Annotated in this window: 20 protein-coding genes and 1 tRNA gene; 6 read left to right on the top strand and 15 right to left on the bottom strand. The window is 62.7% G+C overall.

Annotated features, from left to right (window positions below):
• Nucleotides 1–63 precede the first annotated feature (63 nt).
• The 3 genes from AACU78_RS14980 to AACU78_RS14970 form a co-directional block, all read right to left on the bottom strand.
• On the bottom strand, nucleotides 64–489 hold the full coding sequence (locus AACU78_RS14980) for a VOC family protein (RefSeq protein WP_106576580.1): 426 nt from the start codon (nucleotides 487–489) through the stop codon (nucleotides 64–66).
• Between the two features lie 110 nt (nucleotides 490–599).
• The gene (locus tag AACU78_RS14975; RefSeq protein WP_106576579.1) at nucleotides 600–1,475 is read right to left on the bottom strand and encodes a LysR family transcriptional regulator; all 876 of its coding nucleotides are present in this window, start codon (nucleotides 1,473–1,475) and stop codon (nucleotides 600–602) included.
• Between the two features lie 22 nt (nucleotides 1,476–1,497).
• Nucleotides 1,498–2,709 (bottom strand): YeeE/YedE family protein, encoded by a 1,212-nt coding sequence (locus AACU78_RS14970; RefSeq protein WP_106576578.1) that lies wholly within the window; start codon nucleotides 2,707–2,709, stop codon nucleotides 1,498–1,500.
• A 330-nt stretch (nucleotides 2,710–3,039) separates the two neighbouring features.
• Here AACU78_RS14970 and AACU78_RS14965 point away from each other — a divergent pair, with 330 nt between their 5' ends.
• From AACU78_RS14965 to AACU78_RS14955, 3 genes are read left to right on the top strand one after another with little or no spacing between them, the layout of a single operon-like run.
• Entirely contained in the window at nucleotides 3,040–3,477 is a 438-nt protein-coding gene (locus tag AACU78_RS14965) for a MarR family winged helix-turn-helix transcriptional regulator (protein WP_106576577.1), read from the top strand.
• Between the two features lie 22 nt (nucleotides 3,478–3,499).
• A complete protein-coding gene (locus tag AACU78_RS14960) occupies nucleotides 3,500–4,063 on the top strand; it encodes an isochorismatase family protein (protein ID WP_106576576.1) in 564 nt (187 codons plus the stop codon).
• A 7-nt stretch (nucleotides 4,064–4,070) separates the two neighbouring features.
• Nucleotides 4,071–5,315, top strand: coding sequence for an MFS transporter (locus AACU78_RS14955; protein WP_106576575.1), 1,245 nt, complete (start codon nucleotides 4,071–4,073; stop codon nucleotides 5,313–5,315).
• On the opposite strand, the gene AACU78_RS14950 is transcribed toward AACU78_RS14955, so the two are convergent.
• The 5 genes from AACU78_RS14950 to AACU78_RS14930 all read right to left on the bottom strand — a co-directional run bounded on the left by AACU78_RS14950 (nucleotide 5,290) and on the right by AACU78_RS14930 (nucleotide 11,774).
• On the bottom strand, nucleotides 5,290–6,156 hold the full coding sequence (locus AACU78_RS14950) for a DNA/RNA non-specific endonuclease (protein WP_106576574.1): 867 nt from the start codon (nucleotides 6,154–6,156) through the stop codon (nucleotides 5,290–5,292). The two genes, AACU78_RS14955 and AACU78_RS14950, sit on opposite strands and share 26 nt — an antisense overlap.
• Nucleotides 6,157–6,280: 124 nt before the next feature.
• A complete protein-coding gene (locus AACU78_RS14945; RefSeq protein WP_106576716.1) occupies nucleotides 6,281–8,611 on the bottom strand; it encodes a membrane-bound PQQ-dependent dehydrogenase, glucose/quinate/shikimate family in 2,331 nt (776 codons plus the stop codon).
• 94 nt (nucleotides 8,612–8,705) lie between these two features.
• A complete protein-coding gene (locus tag AACU78_RS14940) occupies nucleotides 8,706–9,470 on the bottom strand; it encodes an SDR family NAD(P)-dependent oxidoreductase (protein WP_106576573.1) in 765 nt (254 codons plus the stop codon).
• Nucleotides 9,471–9,561: 91 nt separating this feature from the next.
• Nucleotides 9,562–10,473, bottom strand: coding sequence for a LysR family transcriptional regulator (locus AACU78_RS14935; protein WP_106576572.1), 912 nt, complete (start codon nucleotides 10,471–10,473; stop codon nucleotides 9,562–9,564).
• An 83-nt stretch (nucleotides 10,474–10,556) separates the two neighbouring features.
• Nucleotides 10,557–11,774 (bottom strand): MFS transporter, encoded by a 1,218-nt coding sequence (locus tag AACU78_RS14930; RefSeq protein ID WP_106576571.1) that lies wholly within the window; start codon nucleotides 11,772–11,774, stop codon nucleotides 10,557–10,559.
• Nucleotides 11,775–11,900: 126 nt separating this feature from the next.
• On the opposite strand from AACU78_RS14930, the gene AACU78_RS14925 reads away from it, so the two are divergent.
• A complete protein-coding gene (locus tag AACU78_RS14925) occupies nucleotides 11,901–12,605 on the top strand; it encodes a TetR/AcrR family transcriptional regulator (protein ID WP_106576570.1) in 705 nt (234 codons plus the stop codon).
• Here AACU78_RS14925 and AACU78_RS14920 read toward each other — a convergent pair.
• Together AACU78_RS14920 and AACU78_RS14915 are read right to left on the bottom strand one after the other, a co-directional pair.
• Complete coding sequence (locus AACU78_RS14920) at nucleotides 12,508–13,431, bottom strand: LysR family transcriptional regulator (RefSeq protein WP_106576569.1); 924 nt, start codon at nucleotides 13,429–13,431, stop codon at nucleotides 12,508–12,510. The two genes, AACU78_RS14925 and AACU78_RS14920, sit on opposite strands and share 98 nt — an antisense overlap.
• 326 nt (nucleotides 13,432–13,757) lie before the next feature.
• Nucleotides 13,758–14,345 carry an NAD(P)-dependent oxidoreductase gene (locus AACU78_RS14915; RefSeq protein ID WP_256586915.1) on the bottom strand — a complete coding sequence of 196 codons (588 nt, stop codon included), beginning with the start codon at nucleotides 14,343–14,345 and terminating at the stop codon, nucleotides 13,758–13,760.
• Between AACU78_RS14915 and AACU78_RS14910 the strand changes: the two genes are divergently transcribed.
• On the top strand, nucleotides 14,328–16,148 hold the full coding sequence (locus AACU78_RS14910; RefSeq protein WP_106576568.1) for a DUF3857 domain-containing transglutaminase family protein: 1,821 nt from the start codon (nucleotides 14,328–14,330) through the stop codon (nucleotides 16,146–16,148). The two genes, AACU78_RS14915 and AACU78_RS14910, sit on opposite strands and share 18 nt — an antisense overlap.
• A gap of 66 nt (nucleotides 16,149–16,214) precedes the next feature.
• Here the strand turns inward: AACU78_RS14910 and AACU78_RS14905 are convergent, their stop codons facing one another.
• From AACU78_RS14905 to AACU78_RS14885, 5 genes are all read right to left on the bottom strand, one after another.
• Nucleotides 16,215–19,049 (bottom strand): TonB-dependent receptor, encoded by a 2,835-nt coding sequence (locus tag AACU78_RS14905; protein WP_106576567.1) that lies wholly within the window; start codon nucleotides 19,047–19,049, stop codon nucleotides 16,215–16,217.
• Between the two features lie 95 nt (nucleotides 19,050–19,144).
• Nucleotides 19,145–20,110, bottom strand: a complete 966-nt coding sequence (locus AACU78_RS14900; RefSeq protein ID WP_106576566.1) for a FecR domain-containing protein — start codon at nucleotides 20,108–20,110, stop codon at nucleotides 19,145–19,147.
• Entirely contained in the window at nucleotides 20,107–20,613 is a 507-nt protein-coding gene (locus AACU78_RS14895; protein WP_106576565.1) for a sigma-70 family RNA polymerase sigma factor, read from the bottom strand. The genes AACU78_RS14900 and AACU78_RS14895 overlap by 4 nt, the downstream gene beginning before the upstream one ends.
• A gap of 134 nt (nucleotides 20,614–20,747) precedes the next feature.
• A tRNA-Asn gene (locus AACU78_RS14890) sits at nucleotides 20,748–20,823 on the bottom strand.
• A gap of 86 nt (nucleotides 20,824–20,909) precedes the next feature.
• On the bottom strand, nucleotides 20,910–21,794 hold the full coding sequence (locus AACU78_RS14885; RefSeq protein WP_106576564.1) for a LysR family transcriptional regulator: 885 nt from the start codon (nucleotides 21,792–21,794) through the stop codon (nucleotides 20,910–20,912).
• A gap of 101 nt (nucleotides 21,795–21,895) precedes the next feature.
• Between AACU78_RS14885 and lldD the strand changes: the two genes are divergently transcribed.
• Nucleotides 21,896–23,038 (top strand): FMN-dependent L-lactate dehydrogenase LldD, encoded by a 1,143-nt coding sequence (gene lldD, locus AACU78_RS14880; protein ID WP_106576563.1) that lies wholly within the window; start codon nucleotides 21,896–21,898, stop codon nucleotides 23,036–23,038.
• Nucleotides 23,039–23,085: the final 47 nt, after the last annotated feature.

Here is a 23,085-nt window from a genome sequence, read left to right as displayed (position 1 = left end):
GGCATGCAGCTTCACGTCTTATTAACGCCGTCGCTCGGGTGGCGACGGTCGCGCGGGTGGCAACTACTTGGCGAACAACTGGCTCATGTCCTTGAACGCCTTGAACTCCAGCGCGTTGCCGCACGGGTCAAACAGGAACATCGTGGCTTGCTCGCCGACCTGGCCCTGAAAGCGGATGTAGGGTTCGATCACAAACCGGGTTTCACGCGCTCTGAGCCGATCGGCCAGGGCTTCCCATTGGTCCCAGTGCAGGATGATGCCGAAATGCGGGACCGGTACGTCGTGACCATCGACAGGGTTGGAGTGCGCCGATGCCTGGGATTCAGTCTTGGGGTGTTCGTGGATGACCAACTGGTGCCCGTAAAAGTCGAAATCGACCCATTGCGCGCTGGAGCGACCTTCGCGAAGGCCAAACACGTCGCCGTAAAAGTGGCGGGCGGCGGCGAGGTCGTAGACGGGAATAGCAAGATGAAAGGGCGAAAGGCTCACGGTGGCTACCTGCGGGTTCTGTTATTCAGAACTCGATTCTTCACCAGAAAGACCGAGCGATAAAGCGCATATCTTTCGTCCTGAGCCTCAATTTTTTCGATGCTCGCGCCCTACTTCGGCGCACCGAGCACTTCCATGATGCACGCCCTGAATAACGCGAAGAGCGGCAGTTGGCGCTGGGTGTACTTGGTGAGCAAGACGATTTCGCGATAGAAGGTAAGGTCGTCCAATCGCAAAACCCGCACGTCGCTGCCGTGTTCCAGCCACAAGCCGGCCAGTGGCACCAGGGACACGCCGAGGCCGCTGCGGACCATCTTGACGATGGCGTCCAACTCATCAAGCTCAAGCGCCTGCTGGGTCTGGATCTTTTGCTCCTTGAGAAACTGCGTGACCTGGCGGCCACCAAACGAGCCCCGGTCGTATCGCACAAACGGCTGCTCGCGCAGGATCTGCAACGGGTCATCGCCCGGCACGTCCTTGGCGGTGATCAGCACAAAAGGCTCGCGGGCGATGACCTCGACATTCAGGTCCTTTGGCAGGTTGAACGGCGGGTGAATCATGATCGCCAGGTCCAGTTCACCGGCATCGACCTGGCTGAGCAGGTTCAGCGAAACCCCCGGCACCAGTTTGACTTCAATAAACGGCGCCCGCTGTTTGAGGGCCACCAGCGCCTTGGGCAGGATGCCGGTCTGCACACTGCCGATGGCGCCGATGCGCAACGAACCGTGGAAGTTGTTGGCCCTGTCGGGCGTGCCCATGCGCGAGAAAATATCGAGGATTTCCTCCGCCAGCGGCACCGCACGCTGCCCTGCCGAGTTGAGGGTGGCCGAGCGGCCGGTGCGGTCGAACAGCTTCACCCCCAGCGCGTCTTCAAGGTGCTTGATCTGCGCGCTCACCGCCGATTGCGTCAGCCCCACCTGCTGACCGGCAGCGGCAAAAGTGCCGCGCCGCGCGGCGCTGACGAAAGTCCTCAGTTCTCGAATCATGCCGCATACCTCACTGGTTCGCTCAGCAGCCGCTTAACGCCACCTGCGGCCGCTCGCCCGCAAAGAAGAAGGGACGCAACCGCACGCCCACGCTGTTACCGATAAACGCCGCCACCAACCAAACCCAGCCATGCAGGCTGCCCGAAGCGATGCCGCTGAAGTACGCGCCGATATTGCAACCGTACGCCAGACGCGAACCGTAACCCAGCAGCAAGCCACCGATCACCGCCGCCACCAGCGAGCGCGCGGGGATTTTCAGGCTGGGCGCAAAACGCCCGGCCAGGCCGGCCGCCAACAAAGCGCCGAGGACAATACCGATGTCCATCACGCTGGTGATGTCTTCCCACACCGGTGCGGCCAGGGCCTTGGCATTGCCCGGCACCTGCCAGAACGCCCAGCTGGCCACGTCCACACCCAAACCGCTGGCGACCTTGGCGCCCCACAGCGCGAACGCCGAGGTAATGCCCCACGGCCGCCCAGCCAGCGCCAGGGTGGCGTAATTGAGCAGCGCCAGGCCTATCGCGCCCCATACCAAGGGCCACGGCCCGCGCAGGAAACGGCGCAGGCCGGTGTGTTCGCTGGTCACGCCCTCTTCCAGTTGGCCGTGACGGCCCTTCTCCAGGCGCACGGTGACGGCTGCAATGATCGCGAACACCGCCAGGCTCAAGAGCAGCGCCGGTACGACGCCGAAGCTTTTGACCATGGACACCGCCGGGAATGCCGGCAGTGCAAACCACCAATCGACATGGTGGGTGGCGATCAACGAACCGCAAATGAAGAAGAACAACGTCACCAACATGCGCGCATTGCCGCCGCCCACAGTGAACAACGTGCCCGAGGCACAACCGCCGCCCAGCTGCATGCCGATGCCGAAGATGAACGCGCCAAACACCACCGACACGCCGGCCGGCGCCACCAGCCCGACCACCGGCTGACCCAACAGCGTGCCCGCCCCCAGCGCCGGGAAAAACAGCACGACCGCCACCGCCAGCATCACCATCTGCGCTCGCAAGCCGGCGCCACGCCGATCATTGATGAACACGCGCCAGGCGGAGGTAAAGCCAAAGGCGGCGTGATACAGGGTCAAACCCAGTGCCGCGCCGACCACCAGCAACAGCACCTGGCGTGAGCCGACACTGCTTTGCAGGAACACGGCGCCCGCCAACAGGATGATAAAAGCCACCAGCGGCGCGATAGGCTTGCGCGCGGGGGCAAGGGAGAGAGAGGTACTCATCGGGGATCTCGGGTTGTTTGAGTTTGAAGGTTTGCAATGGGGGGCGAGTATAAACCGAGGGCCGTGGTGTGGTGCGCTCGCTTATTTTGGCCAGCGGGCTTCCTGTGGCGAGCGGGCTTGCCCCGCGCTGGGGCGCGAAGCGGCCCTAAAACCTGCCAGCGAGGTCTTACTGGAAAATCGCGTTAACCGAACTGGGGCTGCTTCGCAGCCCAACGCGGGGCAAGCCCGCTCGCCACAGGAAGCCCACTCGCCACAACAAGTAGCCTTTATGAAGAAAAATTTATACAGCCAAACTGTAGAGTTTTCCTGCACGGGTGCTACGGTTAAGGCATGACCGACTCTTCTCCTGGCACCGCCACCCTGGCCGCCGAACTGCGCATCTCACTGGGCAAGCTGATCCGCCGCCTGCGCGAACAGACTCACCCCGATGATTTCACCACCGCGCAAAAGTCGGTGTTGCTGCGCCTGGACCGCGATGGCCCGACGACCGTGTCCGCCCTCGCCCGCGCTGAAAGTGTGCGACCGCAGTCGATGCGCATCACCGTGGCCGGGCTTGAGGCAATGCAAGCTGTCAGCGGCAAGCCGGACCCATCCGATGGCCGGCAGACGCTGATCGAACTGACGCCCGCCCTGCGCAAACACCTGACCCAAAGCCGCGCCGCCAAAGACGATTGGCTGCTGCACGCGCTGCAGGAACAACTGTCGCCCCAGGAACAACACGAACTCGCCGCTGCGGTGAAACTGCTGGAGCGCCTCGCCGACTTTTGAATCACCCGATTGAGGAAATAGCATGGCTGTCACCTCGCTGGATGCAACAACCGCCCTGATCATCGTGGACCTGCAACACGGCATCGTTGGCTACCCTTTTATCCATCCCATTGGCGCGGTGATAGAGCGGTCGCGTGCACTGCTCGACGCCTTTCGCGAACGCGGGCTGCCGGTGGTGCTGGTGAATGTCAGCGGCTTTGCGCCGGGACGCACCGAGCGGCCGCGTCGCATCACTGACCTGCCACCCGATTGGGCTGATCTGATTGCCCAACTCGGCCACCAGCCCAGCGACATTCTGGTGACCAAACGCAGCTGGGGCGCCTTCGCCAACACGGACCTTGAGGCGCAGTTGAAGGCGCTCAATGTCACGCAAGTGGTGATCACGGGTGTCGTCACCGGCACCGGCGTCGAAGCCACCGCGCGGCAGGCGTACGAATTCGGCTTCAACGTGACCCTGGCCATCGATGCCATGACCGACGTCAGCCCCGAGGCCCATGCCTACAGCCTGCAGCACGTGTTCCCCAAGCTGGGCGAATCGGGCACGGCGCAAGCCATCATCGAGTTGCTCGACAACCGGGGGAACTGAAGCCGTCATGAGTTTCCTCGGCACGTTCCGTTCCCTGCGCAGCCCCAACTACCGCATCTGGGCCGCCGGCGCGCTGGTGTCCAACGTCGGCACCTGGATGCAACGCACCGCCCAGGACTGGCTGGTGCTGACTCAGCTCACGCCGCACAACGCCGCCGCGGTGGGTATCGTAATGGCGCTGCAGTTCGGGCCGCAGTTGTTGTTGCTGCCGTGGACCGGGTTTGCTGCCGATCACTACGACCAGCGCAAGCTGTTGATCTTCACTCAGGCGGTGATGGGCTTGCTGGCGCTGACGCTGGGCGTGTTCACCATCACAGGCTTCGTGCAGCTGTGGCATGTGTACGTGTTCGCGTTTTTATCCGGCTGCGCCTCGGCATTCGATGCGCCGGTGCGGCAGATTTTCGTCGCAGAACTGGTGGGCGAGAAGGACTTGTCGAACGCCATCGCACTCAACTCCACCTCGTTCAACATGGCGCGCATGATCGGCCCGGCCGTGGCCGGCGTGACCATCGCGTCGGTGGGCACCGGCTGGGCGTTCCTGCTCAATGGCTCGAGCTTTTTTGCGGTGCTGGCGTCGCTGTTTTTCCTGCGCGTCTCAAGTCAACACACCAAGGTGCGCGCGCTGCGTACCAAAGGCAGCCTTACCGAAGGCATGCGTTACGTGTGGGCGCGGCCGGACTTGAAAGCCATCCTGCTGATGCTGTTTCTGATCGGCACCTTCGGCATGAACTTCCCGATTTTCATCTCGACCATGGCCGTCACTGTGTTCCACGCCGACGCGCGCGGCTACGGGCTGCTGACCTCGACCCTGGCCATCGGCACCATCGCCGGTGCGCTGATTGCCGCGGGCAGCGAACGCCCCCGGTTCAAGTCTTTGCTGACCGGTGCGGCAGTGTTTGGATTTGGCTGCGTGCTGGCAGCCCTGGCGCCCAATTACTGGACGTTTGCGATTGCGCTGGTGGTCATCGGCGTGGGCGCCATGACCTTCAGCAACACCACCAACAGCTTGATGCAACTCACCACCGAACCCGCGATGCGCGGCCGGGTGATCGCCCTGCGCGTCGCCGTCGCCCTGGGCGGCACGCCAATTGGCGCGCCCATCGTCGGTTGGGTCGCCGACCACTTGGGCCCGCGCTGGGCGCTGGTGGTCGGCGCGGTGTCAGGCATCCTGGCGGTGGGCGTGGCGCTCTACACAATCAAGCGCCAGCTGGATCGGCCGCAGGTGATCACGTCCGACCCACCGACCCCGTGACCGGCAGATTGCCCAGCAGCTTCAGCCCGGTACTCTTCACAAACGTTTCGTAGTCCATCGGCTTCTGGATGCGCGTTTCAGCGTTGGGCAGCACATAGGCCCAGGCGCGTTTCGACGAGGCGTCGTACACCAACTTGAACAGGCGCGTCGGCACCCAGACCTTGTTGTCGCCGATGGTGCTGTAGCCCGCGTCGAACAACGGGCCGGTGAACACAAACACATCGCCGCCGGCACGCACGGCAAACTTGCGCACATCCGCCTCGACCTTGCTCCAGATCTTGCGGTTGTTGGTGGGGTCTTGCGGCACCATGTTCGACAGCGCGAAGGATTGCGCCATGGCATTCGCGCTCGGCGCGTCGGCCGCCGGAGACTGATGACCACGGTCCACGGCCGGGTGCTGGCTGCGGTAGTCGCTCAACTCGGCGCGAGCGCCTTTGGGGATGCGCGGGTCTGCGTAGAACTGGTTGGTGCGTTCCTCGCCTTTGGCGTCCTTGAGCTGGGCGGCGTTCAAGCGCTCGACCACCACCAGCGGCGTCTTGCTCGTTTGCGAGTAGAGCACCGCAAAGCTATCGGAACACAACGCCATGGGTTTCATGGTGCTGGGCACGGTGGCGGTGTTGATCGGTGTGGCACCAGGGAACAGATCGGCGCAGCTGGCGAACGAGGGCTGCTGTTGCTTGCTGGAATAAAGGTCGAGGGCCGCGCGCTGGCTGGTCGAGCCTGCGCGTGAGGTGTGTTCCTGGGCGGGTGGCTTGATAAGGTCGAGCAAACCACGGGCATCTGCCCCGGTGGAAAGCAAAACAAGGGCTGACAGCCCGACTGCAATTTTGCGCAGGTGCATGCATGACTTCTTTGAAAGGGAGTAAGGCGGCAGGCTCCGCTGGCGGAGCCAAGTGGATGATCTTGCGAGGTTTATTGACCCTCGAAAGGCATTTTAGTGCGGCCGCTTCACGCGCTTTATCGCGTCAATGTTGAATCATCGGTACAGGTAATGCGAAGGCCACCACGTAGTCGCCTTTGAGCGTGGTGGCCGAGTTGCCACCGGCGCTGATGACCAGGAACTGGCGGCCGGTCTTCGGCGAACTATACGTCATGGGTGTTGCTTCTGCGCCCACCGGCAAACGACCTTTCCACAGTTCATGGCCGGTGCGTACATCAAAGGCGCGCAGGTAGAAGTCCTGGGTGCCGGCCATGAAGACCAGGCCAGTGGCGGTCGTCACCGGGCCGCCGCGCGTTGGCATGCCGATGGGCATGGGCAGATGGGTGGCGAGCCCCAGCGGCCCGGTTTGCTCGGTGGTGCCCAGGGGCATTGACCAGAGCACTTTGCGCGTGGCCAGGTCGACCGCGCTGAGGGTTCCGTAAGGCGGCGCCTGGCATGGGATGCCCAGCGGTGACAGAAAGCGTCCTTGCTCAATGCCCCACGGCGTACCCGCCTGGGGTGCATTGCCTTCGTGCCCGCCGCCGCTGAGCGCTTTTTGATCGTAGACGGCACGCGGGATCATCCGGCTCCAGGTCGCCACGCGCGTGTCGTTGACGATCAGGTAGCCGAGGTTTTCGGCAATCGACACAGAGCCCCAGTTCATGCCGCCCAGCCAACTCGGGTATTGCAGGGTCAGGCGCTCGCTGGGCGGTGTGAACTCGCCCTCGTAACGCGCCCGGCGAAATTGAATGCGGCACATCAACTGATCCAACGGCGTGAGCCCCCACATGCGTTTTTCGCTCAACGGCTGCGTGCCAATCGAAGGCATGCCGACCGAGTACGGCTGGGTCGGCGACGTCCGGTCATCAGCCACACCACCTTGCGGGACGGGTTGTTCCTGCACCTGCGCAATCGGGCGACCCGTGCGTCGGTCAAGCATGAAGATCTGCCCGCGCTTGGTGGTCTGGATCAACGCCGGGAGCGTTCCGGCGTTGCCATCCGGCACGTCGTACAGCGCGGGCTGCGACGGGACGTCGTAATCCCACACGTCGTGGTGCACCGTCTGGAAACGCCAGCGTTCGCGGCCGGTGGCAATGTCGAGGGCAACGATAGAGGAGGAATAGCGGTCGTCGGCGTCGGTGCGATGGCCGCCCCAAAAGTCTGGCGTGGCGTTGCCCGTGGGAAGATAAATCAAGCCCAGTGCCTCATCGAACGCAGGTGTCGACCACACGTTCGGCGTGCCCGCCGTGTAGGTGTGGCCCTCGGGTGGCTCACGGGTAATCGCCGGGTTGCCCAAGTCCCAGGCCCACACCAGTGCGCCCGTACGCACGTTGAAGGCGCGCACCACACCGGAGGGCTCGCCGGTCTTCTGGTTGTCCCAGACCAGCCCGCCGACGACGACAAGATCGCGCACCACGGTGGGCGCGGCGGTGGGGAAATAAAGCGCCTGATCGGCGCTGCCCATGCCGCTGCGCAAGCTGATGCTGCCCGCGTCGCCGAACCCTGCGCACGCTTGCCCCGTGCGCGCGTCCACGGCAATCAAACGCGCGTCCACGGTGGTTGCAATGATCCGCCGCGTGCACGCTTGGTCCGTTGAGGTTGAAGCCTCAGGCGCGGCGTAATACCCCACACCCCGGCAGCGCGGGTAGACGTTGTTCGCCTGCACGTGTGGGTCGTGGTGCCAGATTTCCTGACCGGTGTCGGCATCCAGCGCGAACAATTGGCTGGACTGTGTGCAGCCATACAGCACGCCGTCCACATGCAGCGGCGTGACCACATGCCCCTGGCTGCCGCGGGGAATTTCGCCGGTGCGGTAGGTCCAGGCCACTTGCAGCCCGGCAACATTTTGCGGGGTGATTGCTTCGAGCCGCGCATGTCGGGTTCCCGAGGGGCTTTGGCCGAAGTAGCGCCAGTCGGTCGCCGGCTCCACGTTGCCGACGGCCTTTCCGGCTACCGGCGCCGGCGCGCCCGTAGCCGTTTGAATAGGCTGTGGCTGCAGGGCCAGGTAGAGCGTGGCCGCCAGGCAGAGGCTCACGAGCGCAGCCCCCGCGTAGGCGGCCGGTCGAGCCTTGACGCACAGCTGCGCAGTGGCAAGCAGCACCGGCACCGCCAGCGCCCCAAACGCCATCAAGCGGGAAAACAGCGGCCAGAAATCCAGGCCGACCTCCCACAATGACCACGCGACGGTGGCGGCTGATACGCCCAGGTAAATCACCACACCTTGCAGGCGGCGGCGCATCAACAACACCCCGCTGGCAGACAGGCCAAGGCCCGCGAGCGCGAAGTACCAGGAACCCCCGAGGGCGATCAGATAGCCGCCACCGCCCAACAGGCACGCACCTGCCAGCGCGAGCATGAGGCCGAGCCCGATGAGCATGAGCGCGGCTGTTTTGGAAGAGGCTGATGGCGGCATCGGCTCGGTACTCCTTGTGGGTAATGTCGGGCGCGGCTTGCGTGGCGTAACGCCGGTGCTAGCGCATGACAAAACCCCCGTCCACCGAAATGGACTGGCCTGTGACATAGCTGGAGGTCGAGCTGCTGAGCCAGAGCACGGCGTCGGCGATTTCTTCCGGTCGACCGTGACGCCCCATCGGTATGCTTTTGACCATGCCCGCCAGCGCGTCGCCCTGGCCGGCGGCAACCATCTGGTCAGCCATTGGCGTCCAGATCAATCCGGGGCATACCGCGTTGATGCGGATGTTTCGGGTGGCGTATTCAAGCGCCGCGCTTTTGGTCAGCCCGATCACGCCATGCTTGGCCGCGTGGTAATTGGCGCGCTGCGCCCCGCCGACCAGACCGCCCAAAGAGGAACAGTTGACGATGGTGCCGCTGCCCTGGCGACGCATGTGCTCAAGCTCGAACTTCATGCAGCTCCAGACGCCGCGCAGGTTGACCGACATGACCCGGTCGTAATCCTCAACGCTCGCATCGGCGGTTTCTGCCAGTACGTTCTGGATGCCGGCGTTATTGAATGCCGCATCAAGTCGGCCAAACGTCGCGACGGTTTCCTTGACCATGGCCTGTACCTGGTCAATGTCGCAGACGTCGCAGCCAAGACCAATCGCTTGATAACCGGCGGCCACCAACGCCTCGGCGGCCGCGCGTGCAGCCTGCGCGTTGACGTCGACAATCGCCACGGCTGCACCGGCGTGCGCGAATGCGTTGGCGGTCGCCAGACCAATGCCGGACGCCGCGCCGGTGACCAGCGCGACCTGGTGTTGGAATGAAAAACTCATGGGTATCTCCTCGCTCAAACGTAGCGTCACGCTAAGTGACGCAGCAGAGGATGAATACCGGGTGAAATCGGGATGTACTGATGAGCGCTGCTCAGCAATCACCGAGCGGCTGCACTTCCCGGATCAGGTCGATCAAAAGCCTCAGCCCCATCGGCAATTGCCGATGGCTGGCGTAATACATATGAAACCCGGGGCCCATGCTGGCCCAGTCGTCGAGCACCCGCACCGCCTCCCCGCGCGCCACCAAAGGGGCCATGGCCGGTTCCGGCGCATACATCAGGCCAGCGCCCTGGCGCATCAGCGACAGGCCGACGCGCGTTTCATCCAGGGTGATGGCGCCTGGCACTGCAATCGCCAGGTGCTCGTCGTCTTTTTCGAATTCCCAGTCGTACAGGCAACCGTTGCCCAAACGGATGCGCAGGCAGCGATGGTCGAGCAAGTCATGGGGATGGCGAGGCACGCCATACTGCTGCAGATAACTCGCCGAACCGGCCACCACCCAACGGATATCCGCGGACAACCGCTGAGCGATCATGTCTTCCGGCACCGTACCGCCGTAGCGGATACCCGCATCATGCCCTGCGCCAATGACGTCGACGAGCTGGTTGGTCACGGCCAGGTCGATCTGGATGTCCGGATAGCGCGCGTTGAACAATGGCAACACCGGGCCCAGCAGCAGGTCGGCGGCATCGCTGAGCAGGTTCAGGCGGATGCGCCCGGTGGGCTCGTCACGAAAACGATTGAGCGCTTCGACCGCCTGGCTGATGTCATCCATGGGCTGACTGATGACGCTGTGCAACTCCTCGCCCGCAGCGGTCAACGTGACGCTGCGGGTGGTGCGGTTCAACAGGCGCACGCCGAGGCGGGTTTCCAGACCTTTGATGGCATGGCTCAGCGCCGACGCACTGATGCCCACCTCCAGGCCCGCGCGGCTGAAGCTCTGGTGCCGGGCAATGGCCAGGAAGAGCACGAAGTCGGCAAGGTTGGCGCGGCTGATCTGCATGGCGGGGTCCTGGGCGGTAGTGACGACTGGCCGGAGTTTACCCCGTTACTCAGCAAAGTTAATGAGCGTCACTCAGCAACCAGTCAATGCCCCGCCACGGCGGGCTTGCCCGCCCCGCGCGCGCCGGGCTTGAACGCATGGGTGCGTGCGCGCCAGGCAATCGCAAACGACAGCGTAACCAACAGCGCCATTGCCCAGGGAAATGAGGCAACGCCCCAGGTATCGAGCAGTACGCCGCCCACCACGCCACTGCCGGCGATCGCGCTGTTCCATGCCACCACGTTCAGCGACAGCGCCACGTCTGCGCCGTCACCCGCCGCGTCCGCGAGGGCTGTTTGCAGCAAGGTTGCCGCGCCGCCAAAACTCAAACCCCACACCGCCACGCCGAGGTAAATCACCTGCGGCATATTGCCCACAAAACCGAACACCACGCTCACGGCCGCAAACGTCGCCAGGCTGACCAGCACGGTACGGCGCAACAGCGGCTCGACCAACTTGGCCGTCAGCCAGATCCCCGCCAATGCAGCACTTCCGAACACCAGCAGCACCACATCCACGCGGTCGCCCAAGCCGGCCGGCGCCACGAACGGGGCGATATAGGTGTACAGAATGTTGTGCGCCAGCATCCAACTGATCACCACCGCCAGCACGGGCCGTACACCGGGCGTGGTCAGCACCTTGGCCAGCGACACACGCTGGTGCGCGGCCTGGGGCGGATAGTCCGGGACTTTTACCAGCACCCACACAATCAACATCAGCGTCAGCGCCGACATGAGGCCGAACGTGGTACGCCAGCCCACCAGCCCGCCCAGCCACGTGCCCAGCGGTACGCCCAACGACAGCGCAATCGGCGTGCCGACCATCGCCAAGGCCAGCGCCCTGCCTTGTTGATGCGGCGCGACCATGCGGCGGGCGTAACCGGCCAGCAGGCTCCAGGCCAACCCTGCCGCCACGCCGGCGAAGAAGCGCGCCACCAGGGTCACGCCATAGTGCGACGACAGCGCAGTGATGGAATTGAACAGCAGAAACCCGACGATGGTCAGCAACAGCACATTGCGCCGGCGCCAGCCGCGGGTGGCAATGGTCATGGGGATCACCGCCAGCACCGAACCCAGCGCGTAGGCGGTGACCATCTGCCCGGCCAGCGACGGCGAAATCGCCAGGCCCTCGCTGATCAACGGCAGCAGGCCGGCGGGCAGGGTTTCGGTAACGATGCAGATGAAGCCGGTCATGGCCAGCGCGAGCAATGCGCCGGTGGGCAGGCGTTCGGACGAGGCGGATACGCTGAGTGAGGGTGTCACAGGCAACTCCTTAAAGCTGAGGCGATTTAAATACTGATCGATACAGATGTTGCGTGCAGCGTGAGCGCGTTGTCAATGACTTATGTATCGACTAGTATTTATATCGATCTGCACAGGAGAAACGAAATGGCACAAATGGGCCGCCCGCGTAACTTCGACCGTGAACAGGCCGTGGAACAGGCCATGCATCTGTTCTGGCAGCACGGCTACGACGCCACTTCCCTCGCCCAGCTCAAGGCCGGCCTGGGTGGCGGCATCTCCGCGCCGAGTTTTTATGCGGCGTTCGGCTCCAAAGAGGCGCTGTTCGATGAGTGCGTGCAGCGCTACCTGACGACCTACGCCCAGGTCACTGAATGCCTGTGGGACGAAACCCTGCCGCCGCGCCAAGCCCTCGAAACGGCGCTGCGCCAATCGGCGCGCATGCAGTGTGACAGCGCCCACCCCAAGGGCTGCATGGTCACGCTGGGGGTGATGAGTGCGCCGAGCCCGGAGAATGCACGGGTCACCGACGCATTGACCCACTCACGCGCACGGACCCGGGCAGGGATTGTGGCGTGCGTGGCGCGAGGTGTGAGTGCCGGGCAGTTGCCGGACACGATCAATGTGGCGGCAATGGCGACGGTGTATGACAGCTTTCTGCAGGGTGTTTCCATTCTGGCGCGTGACAATGCGTCGTTTGAAACCCTCAATGCAGCGATCAGCCAACTCCTGCTGACATGGGACATCGCCGCGTCTACGGCGCCGCCCACACGTCCCGATACGCCAGCAAAAAATCCACAAACGCCCGCACCCGATGCGGCACATAGCGCCCGCGGGGGTACAGCAACGTAAACGGTCGCGTGCGCCCGCCAAACGGCTTCAACACCTCCAGGAGCGTGCCGTCAGCCAGTTCGTGTTCGACGATGAACTTGTAGGTCTGAAACAGCCCCGCGCCATGCTTGGCCAAGGTCACGCCGCCCAGCACGTCATGAGAAACGCTGTAACCCGCCTCCCCGGCAAACGCCTGTTCCTGGCCTTGCACCTGGAACAACCAGGGAATGCGTCGGCCATTGCTGGGCAATTCAAACTGAATGCACTCGTGCGACGGCAGATCCTCCAACGTCTGCGGCGTGCCGGCGCGCTGCAGGTAGGCCGGCGCTGCCACCACCACCAATTCAGCGTCTTCCAGCAGCCGTGCGATCAGCGATGAATCGGGCTGGGCGCGCACGCGAATCGCCAGGTCATAGCCTTCGGCAACGAAGTCGATATTGCGGTTGCTGATATGGATGTCCACGGTCACTTGCGGGTACAGCGCGCGAAACGCGGGCAGCAACGGCAACAGCCGATGATGGGCGTAAGTGGTCGGCACGCTGATGCGCAACTGGCCGGACGGCACCGACTGCGCGCCCATGACTTCCTGCTGCGCCTCCACCAATTGCGTCAGCGCCTGGCGGCATTGCCCGAAGAATGTACGGCCGCTGTAGGTCAGGCGAATGCTGCGCGTGGTGCGCACAAACAACTGCGTACCCAGGCGTTCTTCCAGACGCGAAATGCTGCGGCTCACAGCGGCCGGGGTGACCCCGGCAATCTGTGCGGCAGCGGTGAAGCTATTGGCTTCGGCGGCCAGGCAAAACAGCTCGATGCTGCCCAGTTGCACATCTTCGAAATGGCGTTTCATGATCAATGACACCCGGTACCAGCTAGAACGGTTACCGAGCTGTTTATCAGGCTGCGCCGCATAAATACAGCTACCACACCTGCTGCGTGTAGGTGATCAGCACCCGCACCTCGTCCGCATCGCGGCTGAAAGAAGACCGATAGGTCGCATCACGCACGCGCAGCGCGAGGCTTTTGACCGCGCCACGCGGGTTAAGAAGGCTACGACGCTGTGATTCGTGTCTGCCAGACTTTGCCATCGCCACGCACGTGCCGCCAACACGCGGGTGCAAATCCTCAAAGACTGTTCACGCGCCTCTGTTCCCCGAGCAAGCATTAACGCCTGGCTCAACGGCTGAGGCGCACGCGCTCGCAGACCACCTCCCAGGCTTCAGGATTGAGCAAGTGCGGCGGCCGTTCGCCGCGCAGGATCGCGGCAATTTGCGCCGCCGAAGAGCGTGCCACATTGCGCCGCCCGCCGTGGGTGACGCCCGCCGTGTGAAAGGTCGCAACCACATTGGGCAAGCTCATCAGCGGTGCGTTCTGCGCAGGCGGCTCGCACGCCCACACGTCGAGCCCGGCGCCGCTGAGGTGGCCTTTTTGCAAGGCTTCGTACAACGCCGCTTCATCATGAATGCCGCCGCGGGCGGTGGACAAGAACACCGCGCCGGGCTTCATCGCCGCGAACTCGTGCGCGCCCATCAGGTGCCGAGTGCTGGCGTCCAACGGGCAGTGCAACGACACGAAATCACTGCGCCTCAGCAGTTCCGGCAAGGTCACGGGTGTGGCGCCGTGAGCGAGAATCTGTTGGTTGCTCAGATGCGGGTCGTAGGCCAAAACATCCAGGCCAAAACCTTGGGCAATCCGCGCCACACGCCGACCGATTTCCCCCAGGCCGACCAGTCCCATCGTTCGCCCATGAATCTCTTCGCCCATCAGGTCTTCACGGCTGTCGAGCGATACCCAGACGCTTCCCACACGACGCTAAGCAACAAAAATAGCCAGGCCTACGTAGTCAATGCCGACGGCAGTTTTGTGCTCGACTTCGATCTGGTCTCGCGCATCAATGAGGAACGCGCGATCAAGCCCAACGCGCAACGCTCGGTGAGCTTCAACCGCTCGCTGGAAACCGTGGACATCGTGGAGGCCTACACCCAGAAAGCCGACGGACGCAAAGTGCCGGTGGCTGCCGACCAGATCAAGGAACAGCAGGAGCAGGCCTCAGCCGAAGCGCCGATGTTCCAGGACTCACGCGTCAAAGTGGTGATCTTCCCTGACGTAGCCGTCGGTGACCGCATGGTCTTGCGCTACCAGCGCCATCGCACCACCGCGATGTTCCCCGGACAGTTTGAAGACCTCTACGCGCCGGACTTCTACGAGAACCAACAGATCCACTTCACCTACGACATGCCAGCCGACATGCCCTTGTTCGCTGACGTAAGGAGTTTCAAAGCCGCCGAGCCCACCACCGCCAACGGGCGAAAAATCTATCGCTGGGACCTGCAACCCACGGAGAAAAACCGCGTTGAAGTCGGCTCCGTCGCCTACACCGATTACGGGCAACGCCTCGCCGTGTCAACCTTCACTGATTACAAACAGTTTGCCCAGGCGTATGCCGCCAGGGCGCAGGTTGAGGTGACGCCCGCCATTACCCAACTGGCCAGGGAACTCACCGCCAACCTGGACTCCCCGCGCAGCAAAGCACTGGTGCTGAGTGACTGGGTGCGCAAGAACATTCGCTACGTCGCGGTTTACGTCGGCAATGGCGGCGTGGTGCCGCACGCGGCGCAGGCGGTGCTGGATAACCGTTATGGCGACTGCAAGGACCATGTTGCCTTGCTCGAAGCGCTGCTCAAGGCGGTGGCCATCGAAAGCTCGCCCGCGCTGATCAACCTCGGCGACGCCTACCTACTGCCGAAGGTGCCGACCCTGGGTTTGCTTAACCATGCGATCACCTACGTCCCGACCCTCGACCTTTATCTGGACTCCACCGCCACCCCCATCGCCGCCGGCTACTTGATGATTCCGGAACTGGGTAAACCCGTGTTACTGACCCAGAGCGGCGAACTGGCGCGTACACCTTCACACCAATTGGGCAAGGTGGACGGCACGCTGCACTTCAAGATCGACCCGAGCGGCGCGGCGGACTTCACCAACGGCACCACGGTGGAAGGCTGGGCCACGGAACTCAATCGTTTCCTGTTCAAATCCATCATGCCTGCCGACCGTGATCAACTGACCCAGAAAGTCCTCAGCATGTACGGGCAAAGCGGCAGCGGCAAGATTGAAACCGACCCCTTGGAAGGCAATGCCGCCACCTTCACGTCCACGGTCAAAGGGCGTACCGAGAACCTGGTCAACCTGCCCGGCCCCACGGGCGTACCGACGCTCAGCAGCCTCGCGGGCGGCATCGGCCAGAACGTGTTCAGCCTCATGGCGGAACAAGACCGCACGCAGGCCTTCATCTGTACCTCTGGCACGATTGAAGAAAAAGCGCGCTTCGACTTCCCCAAACAATTGAATATCCTCGCGGTGCCCAAGGCTGTAACGCTGAATACCGGTGGATTCAACTACCAGACCACTTACGTCAAGGAAGGCAACAGCGTACTCATCACCCGCAGCTATGCGTTCAGCAACCCCGACGCGCTGTGCAGCCCGCAGGATTTTGTCGCCATGAAGCCGGCGATTGAAGGCATGGTCAACGACCTGAAAAGCCAGATTATCGTGCAGACGTTGTAACCCCGCCTTGCCGAACCTCGCGTGACGGGCTATTGCACCGCCGCGCGAGGATCACAACCGTTGCCTCTAGAACTTCGCCTGCACTCCCACCCGCAGCGTACGCCCCGGCGCCGGCATGAAACTCTGCGCCAGTGGATCCAGGTAGTAGCGATCGGTCAGGTTTTGCAGCGACACGTTGAGGCTGGCGTCTTCCTGCAACTTGTAGTTAAGGAACAGATCGACCAAGGCCACTTCGCGGTAATTCAATTGCGGCGTGGTGGCGCCGGTCTGCCAGGGTTTGTCGGCGGTGACGGTGGGGCCTGAGGTGTAGGTGATGCGCGTACCGAGCGTGAGGCTCTGGTCGAAGAAGCGCAGGCCTGTGGTGAGGTTGCCTGCGAACCGTGGCGGGTTCTGGGTGTTGGTGTAAGAACCCATGAAGCTGCCCGGCGTGCAGTTCGGCGTATTACTGGTTTTCTGGTAGCTGTCACTGGTAGCGCGCAGTGTGGCCGCGAACGCCGCATCGCAGGTTTCGGTCTTCAGGTAGTAGGTGGACGACAGGTCGGCAAATACACGCCCGGCATCGTAGCGGGTTTGCAATTCCAGGCCGCTGGTCTTGTAGCTGTCGGTATTGCTGAAGCGCATCAAGCCCCACAGGCCAGGGCTGGGGTCGTAGTAGCGGGTGATGTAGTTTTTGATGGTGTTGTTGAAGTAGGCCAGCTTGATCGCCGCCGAGTCGTCATCGAACAACAGCCCCTTTTGCAGCGTGCTGGCGCCGATCTCCCAATTGCTCGAACGCTCGGGCTTCAGGCCTTTGCCGGGCACGGTCTGCAACACGCCCTGGCTGGTTTCGAACAGCGAAGGCATACGAAAGCCTTGGGTGTAAGAGGCATACACAAAGGTGTCCGGCAGCACCTCGATATTGATGCCCACCGCCGGGGCAAAGGCGCCGCCGCTGTTGCTCGCCTTGGCGGAATAGTCATAACCAGTAACCACTTCCCCGACCTGGGACGGATAGACCGTGGAATCAACCGCGCCAAAGTTGTTGTACCGAACGCCCTCGAAAGGAAAGTTAGTGTTCTGGAAGACAATGCCATTGTTCAGGCGTGGATCGGTGGCGTCGGTGTAATCGCCGTTCTGGTCAGGGAACCACATCATGTTGCCGGAATTGCCGCCGTTGTAGACGCGCAGGTAGCGCAGGTCTCGCTCCTCACGCCGCGCCGTGGCATTGGCGATGTGGTCTTTGCTGCGATAGTGGGTGTAACGCCCGCCGCCCCATAACGTGAGGCGGTCCACCGGTTTGTACTCCAGCTTGCCATTGAAGCTGAACTCTTGCCGCGACCCTTCGCGCAGCATCCGGTTGGCGTTGATATCGTCCTGATTGGTGACCACGCCTTTTTGCGGACGCAGCTCTTCGAGCTGGAACGAGCCGCCCAGGTCCAGTTTCAAGTCGCCGTAGTCGGTCGCCCAGTTCGAGGTGTTGGCCAGGCCGCCGCCAATACGCTGGTTAGCCTGACGACTCCAGGCGCGGTCCGAGCGATACGCCTGGGACGCCGGCGCGCGTACCGAGGTGAGCTGGCTGGTTTGCGCATCGGTGAGCCACAGGTCGGCAGTCAGGTCCACCAACGGGTTACCCGCAGGCAAGTAGTTGTAACGCGCGGTGTAGGTGTCGATTGTGGTGTGGCCCAAGGGGTACTGATAGATGCCGCCGGTGCCAAAGCGGAAGATATCCGAAGGCATGATCTCGCCGATGCGCCCGTCATAGCGGCGGTAACCCAGGTCGAAAGTATGGCCGTCCGCCGGACGCAGGGTGGTCTTGAGCAGCAAGGATTCGGTCCTCGACGAGGAGTTCAGCACTTCTTCGCCAGCGTTGTAGGTGGTTGCCACGCTGGTTTCTTCATCGCCCCAACGGTCGTAGGTGCGGTAGCGGTCCTGGCCCTTTTTGCCGGCGAAATAATTGCCTTGGTTGCGCTTGGCATAGGCCGCCACGACGTCGAAAAAATCATGGGTATAGGCAAATGCCGCGCTGCCGGCCTGCGCCTCTGAGCCGAACAGCCCACCGCGACTCTGGTGCGGTTCCGAGTACAGGTCTTCGGTCTTGGAATGCGGGTCTCGAGAGGCTGGAGCAACGCCGTTGTTCCACAGGTCGCCCTTGAGGCGCAGGCCGATGGTCTTGCCGTCCTTGAGGATGTCGTCGATCGTGAGGGTGCGCATTTTCACCGTGCCGCCGATGGCACTGGAGGTCAGGCTGGGGCCCTTGTCGATCGTGATGTCGCTGATCATGTCCGGGTCGATGTAACTGCGCTGCTGGGTACCGGCATAACCGCGATAGACATCCAGTGCCTGCTGCGACCCATCCACCGTGACCGCCACCCGGCTCTGGCCCTGGATGCCGCGGATATTCACATCCAGCCCGCCACCATTGCGGCTGTCGCCGACCTGCACGCCCGGCTGGCCCTTGAGCACGTCGCCCACAGAGACCACGCCAAAGCGCTGCATGTCTTCGCCGGAGATGTACACCGATGAGCGCGGCGCGCGGTAGACGTCTTCCTCGTCGAGATTTTCGCCCGTGACCTTTTGCGTCGGCAGCAGGACTGCACCTTGATGCGCACGCAAGACATAGCCGCCGTCGGCCTGGCGCTGATAGCCCAGGCCAGTGCCTGAGAGCAGTTGGGTCAGGCCCGACTCAATGTTGTACTCCCCCTGCAGCCCGTGGCTGGTCTTGTCGGCCGTAAGCAGCGCACTGCCCGCCATGCTGATGCCCGCCTCGGCACCAAAGCGCGACAGGACTTGATCCAGCGGGCCGGCGCTAATTCGGTAAGGGCGTTCGCCGGCGGCAAAAACCAGCTCGCCGTAGAGCGGCTGTAAACTCAAAAACAGCAAGCTGAATGTATGGGTACGCAAGACACGAGCGGGGGAAATCATGCAAGGCTCCTAGGGGTTGAAACCCACCTGTGCCGGTGGGTAATACCTAAAGGCCAAGCCAGATCGAAAAAACTATCGCGCCGCGAAAAAAAACTTCACGCAGGCACCACCGTCACCCAATAACGCGTTCTTCGCTCGATACGCACCGGCAACGTGTGGGCGACCAACGCGAGCGCTGCATCGGTATCGTCCAGCTGGAAACTGCCAGTGATGCGCAGGGCGGCCACCGCATCGCTGCAACGCAATAAGCCTGGGCGATAGCGCGACAACTCAGCCAACAGGTGGTCCAGGCGCATGCGCTCGGCAGGCAGGATGCCGCGCATCCAGGCCTGGGCCAGCACCCGATCGACGGGGCTCGGGCGCCCTGCTCCACGCTCGTCCACCTGCATCTGCCAGCCTGCCTGCAACGGCACCGGCGTCGGCTGACGCCGCGTGCTCACTTGCGCCAGCCCGCGTAACACCGTCACCCGGGTGCCTTGGCGATCATGACGCACCAGCAGGTGGGCGCCATGGCTGTAGAGCACCGCGTTGGGGGTCGGCAGTTCCAGCGACGCAGACCCGGCCGGGGTATCCAGGGCCAGTTCGCCCTCGACCAGCTCCACGCTGCGTTGCCCTGCGCCCAAGTCCAGGTTTACCGCACTGGCGGTGTTTAGCCACAGCGAATAGCCATCCGCCAGGGCCCAGTGCCGCCGCTCGCCCACACGCGTGCGATAGCTCGCCAATGCCGAACGCACCAAACTGGAATCCGCCGTTTGCCAGGAGATCCCACCCAGCAGCCCCAACGCCAGCAAACACTTGAGCACCTGGCGACGACGCTGCGGGTCAGCCCCGGCCGCCTGCAACGCCCGGCGCGCCGTGGCATCGGCTAATAGATCGGCGCCCGGCTGAAGCATCAACGGCAAGCTGCTTACCCGCTGCCACGCATGCTCATGCTCGGCACTCACCTGACGCCACTGCTGCAGCGCTTGATGATCACCGGCGCTCATCAACCCGGACTGGATCCGCACCAGCCAATCGATTGCACGGTCGCGCACGCGCGGGTCAACTGCAGCGCCCCTCATTCAAAGCGACTCGCGTAGCACACACTGAACGCCTTGCTCATGGCCCGCTGCACCTGGGCCACCGTCAGGCTCAATTGCGCGGCGATTTGCGGATAGGTCTGGCCATCGAGCTGGGACAAAAAGAAAATCTGCCGAACCCGCGCCGACAACCCGACCAGCAGCGAATCCAACTGCAACAAGGTCTCGATCATCAGGTGGCGCTCCTCCGGCGAAGGCTCCTCAGCCAGCGGCCGCGCCGCCAGTGCTTCCAAGTACGCCCGCTCGATCGCTTGGCGACGCCAGCGATTGATCAGCAAGCCATTGGCGATGGTGGCCAAAAACGCCATGGGTTGGCGCAACTCGCGCACATCCTCCTTGGAGCGCAACACGCGGATAAACGTGTCGTGTGCCAGGTCTTCGGCATCGGCACTGTGCCCCAGCCGCCGATGCAACCAACCCCGAAGCCAGCCATGGTGATTCGCATACAGCTTGGCGACCGGCGAGGCGATGCTGTCGTCGTGCATGTCAGATCCGCATTAAATGATAATGCTTCTCATCTTATGGCTTTGGGGTGGGCGTTGTATAGGGGTTGGGGTGGCTGCCATCAGTCAAATCCAAGGCAAAAAAAAGCCTGCATCTCTGCAGGCTTTTCTCTATCTGGCTCCACGACCTGGACTCGAACCAGGGACCCAATGATTAACAGTCATTTGCTCTACCAACTGAGCTATCGCGGAATGCGCCGTATGTTACTGATTAAAAAGAAGAAGTCAAGCACTGAGGCATATTTTCCAGAATTACTTCGGTCAACCGCTGTGAACGTCTATACCGGGCTGGCCATTTCCTTGGCCAGGTCCAGCCAGGCGCGGGCGGCGGGCGGCAGGTGCGCACTGGCGCGCCACGCCAGGGCGATGTGCCAATCAGTGTGCGCCTCGTCCAGGGCAATCAAGGCGATGCCGGATTGTTGATGTTTGTGCGCAAGCATGCGCGGCAGGAAAGCGACACCTAGCCCCGCCGCCACCAAGTCGACGATAAAGTCGATCTGGCCGCTGCGGGCCGTCACCCTCGGCGTCACGCCTTTGCGTTCACAGGCGGCAAGGATCTTGGCATTCAGGGCAAAACCCGCTTCGAACAGGATAAACGGCGAATCCGCCAAGTCGTTGAAATCAATGCGTGTGCGTTGGGCGAGTGGATGGCTCATGGGCAGCACGGCCATCAAGGGTTCGTTTCGCACCGACTGATAGTCGAAATCTTCATCCATGGGCAACAGCAGCGCCGCCAGATCGACCTCCCCGGCTTCCAGGCATTCACGCAATTTCTTGCTGCCATACTCGGTAAGCTCGATATCGATATCCGGGTACAGCCTGCGGTAAGCGGCGAACATCGCGGCAAACAACACGCCGCAGCCCACGGGCGGCAAGCCAATGCGCAATACGCCGCGCTTGAGCCCGCGCAGGTCGTTGATCTCGGCCACCAAATCGTTGCGTTCAGCGAGCAACACCAGCGCGCGGCGGTAGGCAATTTCGCCAGCGGCGGTCAGTTCGTTCCTGTGGCCCAGGCGATTGAGCAACGGCGTACCCAATTCATCCTCCAGCGTCTTGACCGCCTTGCTCACGGTGGACTGTGTCAGGGACACCACTTGGGCCGCCTGGGAGAAACCGCCCTGGCGCACCACTTCGACAAAGGCGCGCAGCGTTCTGAGGTTCATCGGTATTCCTTTAGCGACTGGCTGCTAGCGATAAAAGTTGTTTTTATCATGCCAGATATTTCCTTATGCTGAACCCACCTTGCCTTGTGGAGACACTGTTGATGATCATCTCGTCCGCTTCCGATTACCGCGCCGCCGCCAAGCGCAAGCTGCCGCGCTTTCTGTTCGACTACATCGACGGCGGCGCCTACGCCGAGCACACGATGCGCGCCAACAGTTCGGACCTGGCCGAGATCAGCCTGCGCCAGCGTATCCTGCGCAACGTCGACAACCTGAGCCTCAAGACCCACCTGTTCGGCCAGGAACTGGCCATGCCGGTGATTCTGAGCCCGGTGGGGCTTACCGGCATGTACGCGCGGCGTGGTGAGGTGCAAGCGGCAAAGGCAGCGGCGAACCAGGGCATTCCGTTTTGCCTGTCGACGGTGTCGGTGTGCTCGATTGAAGAAGTGGCATCGCAGAGCCCGCAGTCGATCTGGTTCCAGCTCTATGTGCTCAAGGACCGTGGATTTATGCGCAATGCGCTGGAGCGCGCGCAGGCTGCCGGGGTCACCACACTGGTATTCACCGTGGACATGCCGACGCCTGGCGCGCGTTACCGCGATGCCCACTCCGGCATGTCCGGGCCGTTCGCGGCGTCGCGGCGCATGCTGCAGGCGGTCACCAAACCGCAATGGGCCTTCGACGTAGGCCTGATGGGCCGCCCGCACGATCTGGGCAACATCTCAAAATACCTCGGCAAGCCGACTCATCTGGAAGATTACATCGGCTGGCTGGCGAACAATTTCGACCCGTCGATCAGCTGGAAAGACCTGGAGTGGATCCGTGAATTCTGGAAAGGCCCGATGATCATCAAAGGCATTCTCGACCCACAGGACGCCAAGGATGCGGTGAGTTTCGGCGCCGACGGTATCGTGGTCTCCAACCACGGCGGCCGTCAGCTTGATGGCGTGCTCTCTACCGCCAGAGCCTTGCCGCCGATTGCCGATGGGGTTGGCGATGACCTGACGGTACTGGTCGACTCGGGCATCCGTTCCGGGCTGGATGTGGTGCGCATGCTCGCACTGGGTGCCAAGGCCTGCCTGCTGGGACGCGCGACGGCCTATGCATTGGCTGCCGATGGCCAGCACGGCGTTGAAAACCTGCTGGACATCTTCGCCAAGGAGATGCGCGTGGCCATGACACTGACCGGCGTGACGTCGATTGATCAGATTGACAGCACTACGCTGGTTCAATCAGCCAAATAACTGACGTCAGTACCCAACGACTGTTTTTACTCTGTAAAACGGTCGTT

Origin of the sequence: Pseudomonas sp. R9.37 (genome assembly GCF_963878885.1) — a bacterium.
Classification (GTDB): domain Bacteria; phylum Pseudomonadota; class Gammaproteobacteria; order Pseudomonadales; family Pseudomonadaceae; genus Aquipseudomonas.
This window is presented reverse-complemented; position numbering and strand designations above follow the sequence as displayed.